Origin of the sequence: Enterococcus sp. DIV1444a, from assembly GCF_051712125.1 — a bacterium.
GTDB lineage: Bacteria > Bacillota > Bacilli > Lactobacillales > Enterococcaceae > Enterococcus > Enterococcus faecalis.
This window is the reverse complement of record NZ_JBIOOG010000001.1, coordinates 2,016,116-2,032,219: the sequence shown is the minus strand read 5'-3', so window position 1 is coordinate 2,032,219 and position 16,104 is coordinate 2,016,116. Positions and strand designations below refer to the sequence as shown.

The following is a 16,104-nucleotide window of genomic DNA, read 5'->3' as shown; positions in this document are numbered from 1 at the left end:
GAATGCTAACTTCTATCTCACATTATTTAGCTAATTTGCTTAAACGAATTTTATCGCGGTTAGCTTTGTTTTTATGGATTAAACCTTTAGTTGCAGCCATATCAACAGCTTTAACAGCTTCGTTGTATAAAGCATCGACGTTATCAGCTCCAGCAGCTACAGCTTCTTCAAATTTCTTGATTGCTGTACGCATTGCGTTTGTTTGAGATGAATTTTTCGCATTCGCGTTAGCACTTGTACGTACGCGTTTGATTGCAGATTCGATATTTGGCATTTGTTTCACCTCCGATGATTTAGGTTTTACACTGGTCAGCCAATGTAATTCAACAGTAATCATTATACCTAATCCATTGTTCCATTGCAATAAAAGACGACAAGTTTTTTTCCTTAACAGACAATTTCAAGAAAAAAATAAGAAAATTTGCCAGAGCCTTAAGAAAAAAGCATACATTTTTTTTAAAACATGCTATGATAAAATAGATAAATGAAAAATGGTGGTGTCTTTGTGAGTATTGCATTATTGGTAACGATTACTTTGGTAATGGGTGTGATTTTTGTTAACGGTTGGACGGATGCGCCGAACGCAATTGCAACCGCTGTCTCGACTCGGGTGTTAAAACCGAATGTCGCAATTTGGATGGCTGTTGTGATGAACTTTTTAGGTGCATTAGTCATGACCTTTTTTAATGCTCAAGTAGCTGAAACGATTAGTAACATTGTTAGTTTTGACGCAAATGGAAACGCTTCACAGGTGGCTTTGGCTGCTTCGCTTTTTTCAATTGTGGTTTGGGCAGTTGCTGCGTGGTATTTTGGTATTCCCACAAGTGAAAGCCATGCGTTAATTGCTGGCTTGACTGGTTCGGCAATGGCATTAGGTGGTTTGGGTGCAGTCAATGGCTCGGAATGGATCAAAGTGCTTGTTGGTCTAGTTGTTTCTACCGTTATGGGCTTTGGCGGCGGTTATTTGATTGCCAAACTTGTTGTGAAAGCTTTCTCGGCTGTGCCTAGAAGAAAAGCCAACAAATTTTTTACAGTTGGGCAAGCCTTTGGTGCAGGAGCTAATGCTTTTTTACATGGTGCGCAAGATGGGCAAAAATTTATGGGCGTGTTCATGTTAGTGCTTTTTTATAATAATTTAGTCGAAAAAACAGGTGGCGGTTTTGTGATTCCGTTATGGGTTATGGTTCTGTGTTCCATTACAATGGGCATTGGAACTTCTGTGGGCGGCATGAGAATCATTAAATCAGTCGGGATGGATATGGTAAAACTCGAACGCTATCAAGGCTTCACTGCAGATTTAAGCACGGCTATTTGTTTATTTTTAGCATCGGCTTTTGGGATTCCAGTTTCAACTACTCATACAAAAACGACAGCGATTATGGGAGTAGGTGCTTCTAAGCGAATCTCAAGTGTTGACTGGCGTATCGTGAAAGAAATGCTGATAGCATGGATTTTAACTTTCCCAGGATGTGGGCTGATCGCTTATGTGATGTCAAAATTATTTATTGCAATTTTTTAAGGAGAGAAAAACATGGCACGTAAAAAACAATTTGATTATTTTGGAGAATTAAACCAGTTAGCAACAAATGCTTATGAAGCGGCAAAGGTTTTGCAAGAAATTGTAGACAATTATTCATTAGAAAACTTAGTAAAAAAATCAGAAGCGATTCATCAATTGGAAAAAGAGAATGATGAAATTGTTCGTAAAATTTTAAATGAACTCTATATTTCCTTTATTACGCCGATTGATCGAGAAGATATTGTCGATATTACGGATCACTTAGATAACATTATCGATAGCATTAATAGTTTGTCTTATTTACTTGATCATTTAGTTGTCGAAGAAATGATTGCGCCCGCGCTAGAATTAACTGCTTATATTGTTAAAGCGACAGAAGGCGTTAAATCAGCAACGAAGGAATTTGCAAAATTTAAGAATTCTAAAACGTTAGTTTCATTGATTGATGAAGTGAATACGATTGAATCTCAAGGCGATAAATTATACAGTAGCGCCATGAAAGATTTGATGACTAACGAAAAAGATTTATTAAAAGTTATCAAGTGGAAAGATGTTTACGATCAGCTTGAGCGCACGATTAATGATTGTGAATCAGCTGTTAATATTATTGTCGGAATTGTCATCAAAAATACGTAAAGAAAAGAGGGGGAGCTGTTGGTTAAAGTAATTATTGATGCTGATGATTTTGGGATGTCAGAAGCGATTAATCATGGCATTATCAAAAGTTATGTCGATGGTTTAACGACGTCGACACTTTTGATGCCCAATTTACCAACAGCAGAACATGCCGTTGCGTTAGCAAAAAAATATCCAGGCTTATTTGTAGGTCAGCATACGAATTTTTTATTAGGGAAACCTTGTGCGGACCCATGTATGATTCCTTCACTGGTAGATGAACAAGGCAATTTTCATCGCTCTTCTTATTATCGTCAACAAAAGCAAGTAGCCTTCGTATATGAAGAAGTACGACTTGAAACGATTGCGCAATTGACGCGTTTTAAGGAACTGACTGGACATTATCCTGAACATTTTGATTGCCATTCGATTGGTGATGAAGTGGTTGATCAAGTATTTTTAGAATTAGCAGAAGAGTACGGACTTCATACAACCCTGAAATATAGTGGGGAAAAAGAATATCCACCGCAACAAGGTTATTTTCAGGTGACACATTTGTTAGAGTCTGGCGCGTTATCTTATATTCACGAAGGCGTATCAGTGGAGAATTTTTTAAAAGATGACTTTGGTTTATTACGGATGCCGGAATCGGCAATTGCTGAGATGCATTTTGATGTTGGGTATTTGGATCAATTTGTTTTAGACAATTCTTCATATACCACTTTACGCTGCAAAGAATTAGCAACGATTTGTGATCCTCGTGTTCGTCAGTGGTTTGAAGAACAGGGGATTGAGCGAATAACGTTTGGCGATTTAAAAAAATAAAACCGTTGCTTTCAATAGTGAAAGCAACGGTTTTATTTTTATGAGAATAACCAGTAGCCAATTAAAATCGCACCTAAAATTACACGATACCAACCGAAAACTGTAAAATCGTTTTTCTTCAAGTAATTCAATAAGAATTTAATCGCAATGATGGAAACAACGAAGGCAACAATAGAGCCAGTTAATAAAATAATGATTTCTTCTGATCCAAACGTATTTCCTTTAGCCAAGAATTTAAAGATTTTTAAAAAACTTGCTCCAAACATTACTGGAATTCCTAAGAAAAATGAAAACTCTGTTGCAACAAAACGTGAGGCACCAATTAAGATTGCCCCTAAAATGGTCGCTCCTGAACGTGAAGTTCCTGGAATTAATGCCAGTACTTGGAAAGCACCAACGATTAAAGCGGCTTTATAAGTGAAGTCTTTTAGATTAGTACACTTCGGTGCAACATTTTTATTTCGTTTTTCAATGATAATAAAAGCAATCCCATAAACAATTAACATAATCGATACTGTTAAAAAGTTATAAAAATGTGCATCTAAATAATCATCAAATTTTAGACCAATAACTGCCGCTGGTAAACAAGCGACTAAGACTTTAGACCAAAGAATCCAAGTATCTTTTTTCTCTTCGCCATTTTTCTTTGGTGAGAAAGGATTCAATTTGTGGAAGTATAAAATAACAACCGCCATAATCGCTCCCAATTGGATAACGACGTTGAACATTTCCATAAAATCTTTACTTAGATCGAGTTTAATAAACTCATCCACTAAAATTAAATGTCCGGTACTACTAATTGGAAGCCACTCGGTAATTCCTTCGATAATACCAAGAATAATTGCTTTCCATAGGTTAGCAAAAAGCATGTCACCATTCCTTTCTGAAATAAATGCAAAATACATCAAGTATAAGTATACCCGCTGACAAAGTAAATGCCAATGCAAATTCTTATTTTAAAATAAATTTTAGAATTATACAAAGGTGCCACTTGTAATTCATGAAACTTTTTTCTATACTAGTGATACTTTAAAAAATGGGGGAAGAGAAATGTTTGGATTTTTGAAGAAAAAGAATGAAGTTGTCGAAAATAATACAATGTATGCCGTTGCCAATGGAACCGTTATCCCAATTAGTGAAGTGAATGATCCTGTTTTTTCACAAAAAATGATGGGAGATGGCTATGCAGTAGTTCCAGAAAATGGTGAAATTTATGCACCTATTGAAGGAGAAGTTTTAAGCGTTTTCCAAACAAAACATGCCATTGGTTTAAAAATGACAAACGGTCTTGAAATTTTATTACACATGGGTATCGATACGGTAGAGTTAAACGGGGCACCGTTCACTATTAAAGTGAAAGAAGGCGACCAAGTGACTGCAGATACGGTGGTCGCAATTGCTGATTTAGAAGCAATTAAAGCAGCTAGTAAAGGAACTGAAATGGTTGTCATTATTACAAACATGGATAAAGTAGCACAATTTTCGTTAGAGAAAGCTGGCGTAGTTACAGCTGGTACACCAGTTGGCTCTGCCACAGCCAATTAATGCATTAGACAGATATTTCTAAAAAGAAATATCTGTTTTTTTTCGAACAATAATAAAATTTTATTTTGAAATTAAAAAATATTTAGAAAAATAGTTGAAATTTTATTTCAAACAAGTTATAATGAAAGCGTATTAGAGAGGAGCTAAAAAGATGTATGGTATTTCAGTTTTTCTTGGTGAAGAGATTACAAACGATACAATTATTTATATTAAAAAGATGAAAGCGCTTGGATTTGATGGTATTTTCACTTCTTTACACATTCCAGAAGATGATACCTCCCTTTATCGCCAACGCTTGACTGATTTAGGGGCAATTGCTAAGGCAGAAAAAATGAAAATTATGGTAGATATTTCAGGTGAAGCGTTAAAAAGAGCCGGTTTTTCTTTCGATGAATTAGAACCTTTAATCGAGTTGGGCGTAACTGGCCTCCGGATGGACTACGGCATTACGATAGAACAAATGGCTCATGCTTCACACAAGATTGATATTGGATTGAATGCTAGTACCATTACACTTGAAGAAGTGGCTGAGTTAAAGGACCACCAAGCTGACTTTTCTCGCTTAGAAGCTTGGCATAATTATTATCCAAGACCTGAAACAGGCATTGGAACAACATTTTTTAATGAAAAGAACCGCTGGCTTAAAGAATTAGGCTTACAAGTTTTTACTTTTGTGCCAGGTGACGGGCAAACAAGAGGCCCAATTTTTGCTGGTTTACCAACATTAGAAAAACATCGGGGGCAAAATCCTTTCGCCGCTGCCGTTGGCTTGATGGCTGATCCTTATGTTGATGCTGTTTATATTGGTGATCCCACAATTAGTGAGCGAACCATGATTCAATTTGGTTATTATCACCAAACCAATCAATTTCTGTTAGAAGTAGCACCTAGCGAGAGCCGTTATTTGAAGCGAATACTTGGAGCTCATACCAATCGTTTAGATGCTGCAAGAGATGTTTTGCGAAGTGAATTATCAAGAACGAGTGAAATGTTCAGGAAAGATGAAATTGCAACGATTGAGTCAGAGGAGACTGAAGCCCGTCCTGTTGGGACCGTAACGATTGATAATGAAAGGTATGGTCGCTATATGGGAGAAATTCAAGTCACACTTGTGGACTTGCCGAAAGATGAAAAAGTTAATACGATTACACGAATTATTGAAAAAGATCAAACGATATTGCCGTTAATTAAGGCGGGCAATCAATTTAAGCTAGTCACGGAAGGAACGATAGAGAATGAATTTAGAAAACTTAACGACTGAACGTAGAAATGAAAATACAATGGGTTTAGATGAAATGAGTATCAAAGAAGCTTTACAAAAAATGAATCAAGAAGACCAAAAAGTTGCAATTGCAGTGGGTCAAGAATTAGCGGCCATTGAACCAGTGGTAAAAGCTATCATCAAAAGCTTCAATCAAGGCGGCCGCTTAATCTATATGGGTGCTGGTACGAGCGGTCGATTAGGTGTCTTAGATGCAGCCGAATGCGTACCAACTTTTGGCGTCGAGCCAGAGATGGTTCAAGGCCTCATCGCTGGTGGCCAAAAAGCAATGACTGTTGCAGTAGAAGGGGCCGAAGATTCAAAAGAACTAGGTCGTCAAGATTTAATGGATTTAAAATTATCAGCAAATGATATTGTTGTCGGGATTGCAGCCAGTGGTCGGACACCTTATGTAATTGGCGGTTTGGAATATGCTGCAACAGTGGGTGCCGCAACTGCCACAGTGTCATGTAATAAAAATGCTGAAATTAGTAAGTATGCACAAATGCCGATTGAAGTAGATGCAGGACCTGAATTTTTAACAGGTTCGACTCGCTTGAAATCTGGAACAGCTCAAAAATTAATTTTAAATATGTTATCAACTATTTCCATGATTGGTATTGGGAAAGTCTACAATAACTTAATGGTTGATGTAAAACCAACCAATGAAAAATTAGTGGAGCGTTCCAAACGGATTATTATGGAAGCAACTGGTTGTAGCTATGAAGTTGCCGAACTAAAATTTGTAGAAGCAGAAGAAAATGTGAAATTAGCAATTGTGATGATTTTAACCGATAGTACCAAAGAAGAAGCAACACAAAAATTAATTGACGGGAATCAATTTATCAAGAATACATTAAATTAAGGAATTAGGAGGGTGTTTTAACATGGCAGAAGAAAGAATTAAACGCATTGCTGATGGGATTTATAAAGAAGTTGGTGGTCAAGAAAACGTGGACAAAGTTATCCATTGTATGACTCGAGTTCGTATGGATATCCGCGATTATGACAAAGTGAATATTGAAGGACTGAAAAAAATTGATGGCGTTATGGGTGTCGTAGAAGATGATACGTTACAAGTAGTTGTTGGTCCAGGGACTGTTAACAAGGTTGCGCAAGAAATGGTAGATCAAGCTGGTGTCAAATTGGGAGAACCATTTAATCATGGCACCGCAACTGATGATTCAGCAGGCAAATCTGGAAAAGATTTAGTAGAAGAAAAAGCCGCTCAAATGAAAGCGCAACAAAAAGCGAAGCAAAATAACACTTCACCATTTAAAAAAGTGTTAAAAGCCATTTCTAGTATCTTTGTTCCGATGATTCCTGCCTTTGTTGGGGCTGGTATTATTGGCGGGATTGCAGCTGTTATGTCTAACTTAGTTGTGGCCGGTGATATTTCAGCTTCATGGCAACAATATATTGATGTCTTAAATATCATTAAAAATGGGATTTTTGCTTATTTAGCTCTTTATACTGGGATTAACAGTGCCAGCGTTTTTGGTGCAACACCAGCATTGGGTGGTGTTATTGGGGCAGTCACAATGTTAACAGGAATGAATCCAGATGCACCAATCAGTAATATTTTTACTGGTGGAACATTATCTGCAGGGCAAGGCGGAATTATCGGTGTTATTTTTGCCGTATGGTTATTATCATTGTTAGAAAAACAATTGCATAAAATTGTTCCAGAATCAATTGATATTATCGTAACGCCAACCATTTCACTTTTAGTGATTGGCTTAGCAACTATTTTCTTAATCATGCCTGTAGCCGGAGCTATTTCTAATGGCTTGGTGGGTATTATCAATGTTGTTTTAGAAAAAGGCGGCATGTTCGCTGGCTTTACTCTTGGTTTAACTTTCTTACCAATGGTAATGTTTGGTTTACATCAAATTTTGACACCAATCCATATTGAAATGATTAATCAAACAGGGATGACTTTGTTATTACCAATCCTGGCAATGGCTGGTGCAGGACAAGTCGGTGCTGCTTTAGCTTTATGGATTCGTTGTAAATCAGATAAAAAATTAGTTGAAATGATTAAAGGAGCCTTACCAGTTGGGATTTTAGGTATTGGTGAACCATTAATCTACGGAGTTACTTTACCATTAGGACGTCCATTCATTACTGCTTGTATCGGCGGTGGTATTGGTGGTGCGGTGATAGGCGCTTTCGGTAATGTTGGTGCGATTGCTATTGGACCAAGTGGTGTGGCTTTAATTCCATTAATTGCCAACAACCAATGGCTGGCTTATGTATTAGGTTTATTGGCCGCTTACGCAGGTGGTTTTGTAGCAACATTATTCTTTGGGATTCCTAAAGATATGCAAACAACTAAATAATAAATAGAAAAAAGGAGAACTTGGCTTCTCCCTTTTTCTTTGTTAAAATTTAATTGCGTAGGAAATCGTGTATCAGGAGGGGTGTTTATGCAACAAAATATTGTCTTATCTATCCAAGATCGTCTACAACAATTACCAAAATCAGAACGAAAAATCGCAGAATACATTTTAAAAAATACAGAAACAGTTATTTCAATGAATGCACAAGAGTTAGCAAAACAAGCTGGATCAAGTCCAGCAGCAATTATTCGCTTTTGTCATTCTATGGATGTGAATGGTTTCACAGAATTGAAACTTTTATTATCAGCAAATCTGGGCCAAATGAAACAGCAAATGTACACAGAAGTTACTATGGGCGAATCAACAGCTGACATTAAACAAAAGCTACAAGCGCGCTTTGTTCATGTGGTCGAGCGAAGTGGTCAGACATTAGAGGATGTCGCGGTGAATGCAGCCGTTGATTTGTTGGAAAAAACAGAAGTAATTTTTGTCTACGGTCTAGGGGCCTCTTCGTTAGTTGCTCAAGATATTTATCAAAAGTTTACGCGATTAGGCCGAACGGTATTTACAACATTGGATCATCATTTATTTGCTTCTATGTTAGGCTCAACAGAGAAGCCTAGTGTTTTTATTGTTATTTCTAATTCTGGAACGAATAAAGAAGCAAGTGCTTTAGCTGATTTAGCGAAGCAGCAAGGGATTCCTATTATTAGTATCACACAAGATGAAAAATCAGTAATTGGTGAAAAAAGTGATATCGTCCTCCAAACCTCTAGTGGGGAAGACGTACCACTGAGAAGTGCGGCTACCGTTTCCTTGGTGGCGCAATTGTATGTAGTCGATGTTTTATTTTTTGCTTATGCAGCAAAAAACTATAAAGAAACCTTAGAAAAAATTCAAATCTCAAGAAAAAATGTAGAACGTTTAAAAGAATAAACAAAAAGAGAAGGTTATCTGTCATTTTGACAGATAACCTTCTCTTTTTGTTTACTATGAACGGCGCTTTTCAGCGATCTTTTTTCCTTTTTCGATATAAGAAATATCATTAATTCCTTGAATGGTAAATGTTCCTTTTTCGTAAGTTAAGGTCGTTACGCTACCATTCTCCAACGCCATCTGCATAGGCAAACTTGCATCAATTAAGGAAAGTAAAAAGGAAATTGTTAATCCATGGGAAACCACCATGACTTTGCCGCCACCATTTTTTTCCCGATGATGAGCGATATCTTCGAAACCAGACCAAACACGATCACGAATAACTTCATAAGGCTCCGCCCAATCAGCAGTATCGGCTTCAATAATAGCATTTGCTAAATCGCGATAGGTGATTTTTGTGGTCATCATATCCTCATAACTTTTAAAAGCTAGAATGCGCGGCACCACACCCCAAAGTTCACCATCATAGCCACCATCTAAAGAACCAAAACACCACTCACGAATCCGTTTATCGGTTAGGTAAGGAATCTTTTGGTGGTTTTGATGTTCTTGTAAAATAATTTGAGCGGTTTGCATGGCACGGCCACTATCACTACTATAGGCTTCCTTGAAGTCTATGTCTCTAAGACCTAAGCCTAAATGATAAATGCCTTCTTCTCCTTGTTTGGTTAAGGGGGTATCTGACCAGCCTTGGGTACGGCCAATCGTATTAAACATCGTTTTTCCATGACGAATAATATAAAGTGTCGTTGCTTCAGTCATTGCTACTCCTCCTAGGTTTCTTTAAATAGTGAATAAATCTCTAATTAAAAAATGGGTTTGTGGCTTTTTCGTGTTGAATGGTTGTGGCATCACCGTGACCTGGATAAACAGGAAATTCTTCCGGTAAAGTGAATAGATAGGTCGTAATGCTGTGTAATAATTGTTGCATATCACCAGTGTGTAAATCGGTACGACCAATACTGCCTTTAAACAACGCATCCCCAACAACGACAAAATCATCAAACACAAAGCTAACGCTACCAATTGAATGACCAGGTGTTGGGACTACGGAAAATTTCATGCCACCAATTTCATAATCGGTCAGTTTAAATTCATGTTCGGCGGGTTGAACAATAATATTTGCTATATCATCATGTCTGCCTAATCCTGAAAGATTCAAAATAGGATTGGGAAGCCACGCTTGTTCTAATGGACTAACATAAACAGGGATGTGATAATGATGTCGCAATTCTTCTACCGCACCAATATGATCATAGTGAGTATGTGTTAATAAAATAGCGGCTGGTTTCTTCCCTAAACGGGTAATTTCTTGAATTAGTTTTGCTCCTTCTGCACCTGGATCAATAATTAATAATGCTTCTTCATTATAAACAAGATAACAGTTTTCTTGAATAACACCTGTTCTAATTTGTTCGATCTGTATCATCTCAGGACCTCCTAAAGTTCTAACGATTCTCTTCAAGTATACCGAAGAATCTTAAGAATAGAAAGTTTTCTTGTTTATCCAAAGAAAAAATATATCTTTCTTAGAATGTTCGGTTTTTGATTGTTTCAACGTGGATTTTTATAAAAAAAATCACATTTTTATAGTTATTAAGCGAAAGTTTATGTATAATCGTCATGTGATAGTAAGGAGGAGTGTTAAATGTTTCATTTTGTAATAAAAGGAACCGGTTTTTCTAGTAAAAATTTGCAAGAGATTAAAGTTTATGAAAAGACACTTTTTTGTATAGATGAGGCAGGAGTAATTCAGGAAATAATTGAACCAGGTGCTGAAGCGTATGAAACTGTGCTAGCAGAACAAAAAGAGGCACAACGTTTTCAAGAATTGCCCCAAGATTCTTATCTTTTACCTGGCTTTGTTGATTTACATGTCCATGCACCTCAGTGGGCACAATCAGGGACCGCCTTGGATATTCCGTTGTATAAATGGCTGAATACGTACACGTTTCCTTTGGAGTCCAAATTTGCAGATCTAGCATTTGCCCAACAAGTCTATGATGAATTGGTAACCCAATTGTTAGCTAATGGGACAACAACAGCCCTTTATTTTGCAACCATTCATTATGAAGCCAGCCGTCGTTTGGCAGAGATTTGTGCGGAAAAAGGGCAGCGTGGCTTAATTGGTAAAGTTGTAATGGATGATCTTAATGAGAATCCTGAGTACTATCGTGATCAAACAACGCAACAAGCATTAGAAGAAACGGAGCGGTTTATTCAAGAAATTCAAACATTAGCGCAGCAAACAAAACAAGGTGTGTATCCTGTTGTAACTCCGCGTTTCATTCCTAGTTGTACAGAGGAAGCACTTAAAGGATTAGGAGAATTAGCAGCGAAATATCAAGTCCATGTTCAAAGTCATTGTAGTGAGAGTGATTGGGAACATCAATTTGTTCAAGAACGTTTTGGAAAAAATGATGCGCAAGCATTGAATGATTTTGGTTTATTAACAGAAAAAGCAGTGATGGCACATGCAGGCTTTTTAGAAGAAGCAGATATGAATTTATTTCATGAAACAGGGACGGCTGTGGCGCACTGCCCAATCTCCAATGCTTATTTTGGTAATGCAGTAACACCGATTGCAAAATTAGTACATCAACATCAAGTAGAAGTTGGTTTAGGTAGTGATCTTTCAGGTGGTTTTTCACCAAGTCTTTTTGACAACTTAAAGCAAGCGGTTATTTCTTCTAGAATGTTAGAAGATGGCGTCGATGCTACAAAAAAACCAGAAGTACGAGGTGTTAAAACAGCACGGATTACAGTAAATGAAGCGTTTTATTTAGCTACTGCTGGCGGTGGCCAAGCGCTAAGTTTACCAATTGGAAAATTAGAAAAAGGGTATGCTTGGGATGTTCAAATTATTAATACAAACTTGTCACAAGCACGAATCCCTAAAAATCCAGGGGAATCATTGCTTGATATTTTCCAAAAAATCTTATATTTAGCACGACCAGAAAATATTCGAGAAGTCTGGGTCCAAGGTGAAAAAGTGCATGATAAAAATTTAATGTCAGCAACTAAAGGAGCATAAAAAATGAGTGAAAAGAAACAAACTAATCTTCATTTAACAGTGGGGCCAGAAGATTCAGTATCTTTTGGGCAAGCCACTATGTTAGGGATTCAGCATGTCTTAGCGATGGACGTGTACGTCGTACCTGTGATCATTGCTTCAATTATTGGGATTAGCACAGCACAAACGTCTTCTTTAATCCAAGCAACATTCATAGCAGCCGGACTTGCCACGATTATTCAATCTCATTTTTGTATGAGATTACCAGTTGCGCAAGGCCCTTCATTTATTCCAATCGGGGCAATTGCAGGAATTTATTTTGCCAATAACCAACAAGGAAATGGCTGGGGCGCAGTTTTAGGTGCTAGTTTAGTAGGAGCAATTGTTGTTATTATATTAGGATTTACTGGTATCTTTAATCGTTTAATCACTAAATTTGTTCCACCAATTGTGGGAGGAACAATTATTTTTGTGGTGGGTCTTTCGTTAATGCCAGTCGCTTTATCGGATAATATTTACCATGCAAAAGGAGAATTAGGACAAAATATTTTATTAGCATTTATAGCAGCGGGGACGTTGATCTTCTTTGCACTCTTAGGTTCTGCTTTGAAAAAAGGGCGGATTTTCCGCGTTTCTTCTGTCATTTTGGCATTATTATTTGGGAGCATCGCGGCACAATTATTAGGGGTACTTGATTTATCAGCCGTTAGTGAAGCGGCTTGGTTTAGTTTGCCTCAGTTACCATTAGTTAACTTTTCTTTCCAATTTGATTGGTCAGCCATTGCCACGATGTTAGTTATTTATCTGGTTTTAATGGCGGAAACAACAGGCACTTGGTTTGCTGTGAGTCATGTTGTCGCTGAACCTTTGACCGAAGAAAAAATTAATCGCGGCGTAATTGGTGAAGGCTTAGGTTGCTTAGTTTCTTCATTCATTGGCGGCACGCCAGTAACTAGTTACTCTACAAATGCTGGGATTATTTCAATCACTGGAGTTGCTAGTCGCAAGGTTTTTGTGGCTGCAGGTGCGTGGTTTGTCTTATTTGGCTTATCCGGAAAACTTTCTACCTTAATTTCGGCCATTCCGGCACCAGTTATCGGCGGTGTTTTTGTGGTTGTTTGTGGCATCATTTCTGTAAGTGGAATGAAAGTTATGAGTGATGTAACGATTCATGAAAAACAGATGTATGTAATTGCCGTTCCGATTATTATGACGTTAGCGTTAACATTGTTACCAAAAGAGTTTTTGGAAACTTTACCACAATTTTTACAATATTTGTTTAGTTCACCCGTGGCAACTGCCTCGATTGTTGCTATTTTATTGCAGGCCATTTTACCAAACGTTCAAGAAGGATAAAAAGATTAATTTTCGTTAAAACGCCTTTGACAAGTGGCGGTAAATAGTGTAAATTAACAATGGTGTTTGTAAACACGAACGTTAAATGACCGAATGTTCGGTTTTTACGTTATTTTTGTAAATAACTAGGAGGCAGTAAGTATGAAAGTTTTTGATTATGAAGATGTCCAATTAATTCCCAATAAATGTATCGTGAATAGTCGTTCTGAATGTGATACGACGGTAACTTTAGGAAAACATTCGTTTAAAATGCCTGTCGTTCCAGCGAACATGCAAACAATTATTGATGAAACGATTGCGGAAACCCTTGCTGAAAATGGTTATTTTTATATCATGCATCGGTTTGATGAAGAGGCACGAATTCCATTTATTAAAAAAATGCAACAAAAAGGCTTGATCACGTCAATTAGTGTGGGCGTGAAAGAAGGGGAATACGCTTTTGTTGAAACGTTAGCCCAAGAAGGTTTAGTCCCTGACTACGTGACGATTGATATCGCACATGGACATTCAAATGCGGTGATTAACATGATTCAACACTTAAAAAAATCTTTGCCCGAAACGTTCGTTATTGCTGGTAATGTTGGAACACCAGAAGCCGTTCGTGAATTAGAAAACGCTGGGGCCGATGCCACCAAAGTTGGAATTGGACCAGGAAAAGTTTGTATTACTAAAATTAAGACTGGCTTTGGAACAGGTGGCTGGCAGTTAGCGGCTTTACGTTGGTGTGCCAAAGCTGCTCGGAAACCAATTATTGCAGACGGTGGGATTCGGACCCATGGAGACATTGCAAAATCTGTGCGTTTTGGTGCAACTATGGTTATGATTGGTTCATTATTTGCCGGACATGAAGAATCGCCAGGTGAAACAAAAGTGGAAGATGGCGTTGTTTACAAAGAATACTTTGGTAGCGCCTCTGAATTCCAAAAAGGCGAAAAGAAAAACGTTGAAGGCAAAAAAATCTGGTTACGCCATAAAGGGAAGTTGGCAGATACTTTAGTCGAAATGCAACAAGATTTACAATCTTCCATTTCATACGCAGGTGGTCGTGATTTAGAAGCGATTCGTAAAGTTGATTATGTGATTGTAAAAAATTCCATTTTTAATGGTGATACCATTTAACATTCAACGATAGACTGAAAAGAAGACAGCACGTAGTGCAGAAATCAAAATGATTTCTGCATTACGTGCTTTTTTTACTTTACCTATCGTAGTAATCATGTTAAGATAATTACAACGACAGACGTAGTACGATAGTTGAAGTACTTGAGGGAGGAATTTATGTGATTGGTAGTGATGCAATTCGAGGATACAACGATACCTTTATTCTCTCAATCTTACAATCCGGCGCTTCATATGGTTATGCGATTTCTAAACGCATTCGTGAAATTTCTAAAGAACAATATTCGATTAAAGAAACGACACTTTATTCTGCTTTTACACGTTTAGAGAAAAATGGCTACATTGAATCATTTCCAGGAGAAGTAACGCATGGCAAAAAGCGGACCTATTATCAAATAACCCATGCAGGAGAGCGTTATTTAGAGGAAAAGTTACTAGAATGGGAAGTAACAAAAGACGTCGTCGAAGCATTTGTAAAGGAGATGGGAAAATGAAAATTATAGAAGAATTTATTGATAGCTTATTTTCAGGCGTTGTTGAAACATCTGAAACAAAACAATTAAAGGCGGACTTATTAGCAAATGCTGAGGATCGTTATGAAGATTTGCTCAGCCAAGGAAAATCGGAAAATGAAGCAATCGGTACAATTATTTCTGAATTTGGTACTATTGATGAATTAATGGAAGAATTGAATTTAGAAAATAAACATGTTAATGAAACAAACGATTCAATGAACGATTTGCCAGAAATTTCAGTGGAGGAAGGACTTGACTATTTAGCTGTCCAACGCAAAGGTGCTATTCAAATTGGTCTTGGCGTTGTTGCAATCATGGTAGGTGTTGGCTTGCTGGTTGGTATGCGTGGTGTTCTTTCTAACGGTCTTGGTTTAGTTTGTCTTTTCATAGGTGTGGCAATCGGCGTTCCATTATTTATTGTTGCTGGTAATCGGTTTGTTGCAATGGACAAACAACTAGGACAACGATTGATTCCGACTAAGTTAAAAAAAGAAGTTGCACAAAGAGAACAAAGTTTTCAACGATCATTTATTTTTTGTATGGCAGCGGGGGTAGTTTTTTGTATTTTGGGTTTAATCCCAGTTGTTGTCTTTAGTAGTGGCCTTCATCTGATGATGCGCCGTTCCATGCATCAAATGATGGGCGGACAATATTATAATGGAACGCTGGGGATTAGTTGGCTCTTCTTTTTAGTATCGATTGGCGTCTTCTTGTTTATATTTGGTGGAGTAATTAAAGGCAGTTTTAATAAATTGTTAAATGAAACTTATTTTTATTCAGAACATGTCGGTCATCCTGATTTTACCCCTCAGCAAACAAAAACAGAGGAAGGTCCTGTGGGGAATCCTGTCGGTGCAATTATTGCATCCGTTTATTGGCCCTTAGTTGTAGCGTTCTATCTATTTATTAGTTTTGTTTTAGGGGATTGGCGGTTCAGTTGGTTAATCTTTATGTTTGCAGGAATCTTTTATAACACCATCCAAGCATTTTTACACAAGTATTGAGAAAAACCTGTTAATAGTAAAACAGAAAAGTGGGACATTCGTCAAAACGACTGT

At 37.4% G+C, this 16,104-nt stretch carries 17 protein-coding genes; 13 read left to right on the top strand and 4 right to left on the bottom strand.

Annotated elements, in window-relative coordinates:
• Window positions 1-22: 22 nt before the first annotated feature.
• Window positions 23-274: a 30S ribosomal protein S20 gene (gene rpsT / locus IGI87_RS09745; RefSeq protein ID WP_002356703.1), complete on the bottom strand. Its 252-nt coding sequence runs from the start codon at window positions 272-274 to the stop codon at window positions 23-25.
• A 210-nt stretch (window positions 275-484) separates the two neighbouring features.
• Between rpsT and IGI87_RS09740 the strand changes: the two genes are divergently transcribed.
• Genes IGI87_RS09740 through IGI87_RS09730 form a run of 3 tightly spaced genes read left to right on the top strand, consistent with a single transcriptional unit; the run spans window position 485 to window position 2,959 of the window.
• The gene (locus IGI87_RS09740; RefSeq protein WP_002356704.1) at window positions 485-1,519 is read left to right on the top strand and encodes an inorganic phosphate transporter; all 1,035 of its coding nucleotides are present in this window, start codon (window positions 485-487) and stop codon (window positions 1,517-1,519) included.
• 12 nt (window positions 1,520-1,531) lie between these two features.
• Complete coding sequence (locus IGI87_RS09735; protein WP_002356705.1) at window positions 1,532-2,155, top strand: DUF47 domain-containing protein; 624 nt, start codon at window positions 1,532-1,534, stop codon at window positions 2,153-2,155.
• 18 nt (window positions 2,156-2,173) lie between these two features.
• Complete coding sequence (locus IGI87_RS09730; RefSeq protein ID WP_010823048.1) at window positions 2,174-2,959, top strand: ChbG/HpnK family deacetylase; 786 nt, start codon at window positions 2,174-2,176, stop codon at window positions 2,957-2,959.
• Between the two features lie 38 nt (window positions 2,960-2,997).
• Here IGI87_RS09730 and IGI87_RS09725 read toward each other — a convergent pair whose 3' ends face one another.
• Window positions 2,998-3,828, bottom strand: a complete 831-nt coding sequence (locus tag IGI87_RS09725; RefSeq protein WP_002356708.1) for an undecaprenyl-diphosphate phosphatase — start codon at window positions 3,826-3,828, stop codon at window positions 2,998-3,000.
• A 115-nt stretch (window positions 3,829-3,943) separates the two neighbouring features.
• On the opposite strand from IGI87_RS09725, the gene IGI87_RS09720 reads away from it, so the two are divergent.
• The 5 genes from IGI87_RS09720 (at window position 3,944) to IGI87_RS09700 (ending at window position 9,043) form a co-directional block, all read left to right on the top strand.
• Window positions 3,944-4,504, top strand: coding sequence for a PTS sugar transporter subunit IIA (locus IGI87_RS09720; protein WP_438736852.1), 561 nt, complete (start codon window positions 3,944-3,946; stop codon window positions 4,502-4,504).
• Between the two features lie 151 nt (window positions 4,505-4,655).
• Window positions 4,656-5,765 carry a DUF871 domain-containing protein gene (locus IGI87_RS09715; RefSeq protein WP_438736850.1) on the top strand — a complete coding sequence of 370 codons (1,110 nt, stop codon included), beginning with the start codon at window positions 4,656-4,658 and terminating at the stop codon, window positions 5,763-5,765.
• Window positions 5,740-6,630 (top strand): N-acetylmuramic acid 6-phosphate etherase, encoded by an 891-nt coding sequence (gene murQ, locus IGI87_RS09710; protein ID WP_104854695.1) that lies wholly within the window; start codon window positions 5,740-5,742, stop codon window positions 6,628-6,630. The genes IGI87_RS09715 and murQ overlap by 26 nt, the downstream gene beginning before the upstream one ends.
• Before the next feature lie 22 nt (window positions 6,631-6,652).
• Entirely contained in the window at window positions 6,653-8,107 is a 1,455-nt protein-coding gene (locus IGI87_RS09705) for a PTS transporter subunit EIIC (protein WP_104854696.1), read from the top strand.
• An 87-nt stretch (window positions 8,108-8,194) separates the two neighbouring features.
• Window positions 8,195-9,043 (top strand): MurR/RpiR family transcriptional regulator, encoded by an 849-nt coding sequence (locus tag IGI87_RS09700; protein ID WP_104854697.1) that lies wholly within the window; start codon window positions 8,195-8,197, stop codon window positions 9,041-9,043.
• Window positions 9,044-9,097: 54 nt separating this feature from the next.
• On the opposite strand, the gene IGI87_RS09695 is transcribed toward IGI87_RS09700, so the two are convergent.
• On the bottom strand, window positions 9,098-9,805 hold the full coding sequence (locus IGI87_RS09695) for a histidine phosphatase family protein (protein WP_317095063.1): 708 nt from the start codon (window positions 9,803-9,805) through the stop codon (window positions 9,098-9,100).
• 40 nt (window positions 9,806-9,845) lie between these two features.
• Window positions 9,846-10,472, bottom strand: a complete 627-nt coding sequence (locus IGI87_RS09690) for an MBL fold metallo-hydrolase (RefSeq protein ID WP_438736847.1) — start codon at window positions 10,470-10,472, stop codon at window positions 9,846-9,848.
• A gap of 219 nt (window positions 10,473-10,691) precedes the next feature.
• On the opposite strand from IGI87_RS09690, the gene guaD reads away from it, so the two are divergent.
• The 5 genes from guaD to IGI87_RS09665 all read left to right on the top strand — a co-directional run bounded on the left by guaD (window position 10,692) and on the right by IGI87_RS09665 (window position 16,050).
• Complete coding sequence (gene guaD, locus IGI87_RS09685) at window positions 10,692-12,077, top strand: guanine deaminase (RefSeq protein WP_438736845.1); 1,386 nt, start codon at window positions 10,692-10,694, stop codon at window positions 12,075-12,077.
• Between the two features lie 3 nt (window positions 12,078-12,080).
• The gene (locus tag IGI87_RS09680; RefSeq protein WP_104854784.1) at window positions 12,081-13,412 is read left to right on the top strand and encodes a nucleobase:cation symporter-2 family protein; all 1,332 of its coding nucleotides are present in this window, start codon (window positions 12,081-12,083) and stop codon (window positions 13,410-13,412) included.
• A 141-nt stretch (window positions 13,413-13,553) separates the two neighbouring features.
• On the top strand, window positions 13,554-14,531 hold the full coding sequence (guaC, locus tag IGI87_RS09675; RefSeq protein ID WP_104854783.1) for a GMP reductase: 978 nt from the start codon (window positions 13,554-13,556) through the stop codon (window positions 14,529-14,531).
• Window positions 14,532-14,692: 161 nt separating this feature from the next.
• Window positions 14,693-15,025 carry a PadR family transcriptional regulator gene (locus IGI87_RS09670; protein ID WP_002356722.1) on the top strand — a complete coding sequence of 111 codons (333 nt, stop codon included), beginning with the start codon at window positions 14,693-14,695 and terminating at the stop codon, window positions 15,023-15,025.
• Window positions 15,022-16,050 carry a permease prefix domain 1-containing protein gene (locus IGI87_RS09665; protein ID WP_438736843.1) on the top strand — a complete coding sequence of 343 codons (1,029 nt, stop codon included), beginning with the start codon at window positions 15,022-15,024 and terminating at the stop codon, window positions 16,048-16,050. The genes IGI87_RS09670 and IGI87_RS09665 overlap by 4 nt, the downstream gene beginning before the upstream one ends.
• Window positions 16,051-16,104: the final 54 nt, after the last annotated feature.

Coding starts and splice junctions, on each gene's coding strand:
- rpsT (WP_002356703.1), bottom strand. CDS start 274: ATGCCAAATATCGAATCTGCAATCAAACGCGTACGTACAAGTGCTAAC.
- IGI87_RS09740 (WP_002356704.1), top strand. CDS start 485: ATGAAAAATGGTGGTGTCTTTGTGAGTATTGCATTATTGGTAACGATT.
- IGI87_RS09735 (WP_002356705.1), top strand. CDS start 1,532: ATGGCACGTAAAAAACAATTTGATTATTTTGGAGAATTAAACCAGTTA.
- IGI87_RS09725 (WP_002356708.1), bottom strand. CDS start 3,828: ATGCTTTTTGCTAACCTATGGAAAGCAATTATTCTTGGTATTATCGAA.
- IGI87_RS09715 (WP_438736850.1), top strand. CDS start 4,656: ATGTATGGTATTTCAGTTTTTCTTGGTGAAGAGATTACAAACGATACA.
- murQ (WP_104854695.1), top strand. CDS start 5,740: ATGAATTTAGAAAACTTAACGACTGAACGTAGAAATGAAAATACAATG.
- IGI87_RS09705 (WP_104854696.1), top strand. CDS start 6,653: ATGGCAGAAGAAAGAATTAAACGCATTGCTGATGGGATTTATAAAGAA.
- IGI87_RS09700 (WP_104854697.1), top strand. CDS start 8,195: ATGCAACAAAATATTGTCTTATCTATCCAAGATCGTCTACAACAATTA.
- IGI87_RS09695 (WP_317095063.1), bottom strand. CDS start 9,805: ATGACTGAAGCAACGACACTTTATATTATTCGTCATGGAAAAACGATG.
- IGI87_RS09690 (WP_438736847.1), bottom strand. CDS start 10,472: ATGATACAGATCGAACAAATTAGAACAGGTGTTATTCAAGAAAACTGT.
- guaD (WP_438736845.1), top strand. CDS start 10,692: ATGTTTCATTTTGTAATAAAAGGAACCGGTTTTTCTAGTAAAAATTTG.
- IGI87_RS09680 (WP_104854784.1), top strand. CDS start 12,081: ATGAGTGAAAAGAAACAAACTAATCTTCATTTAACAGTGGGGCCAGAA.
- guaC (WP_104854783.1), top strand. CDS start 13,554: ATGAAAGTTTTTGATTATGAAGATGTCCAATTAATTCCCAATAAATGT.
- IGI87_RS09665 (WP_438736843.1), top strand. CDS start 15,022: ATGAAAATTATAGAAGAATTTATTGATAGCTTATTTTCAGGCGTTGTT.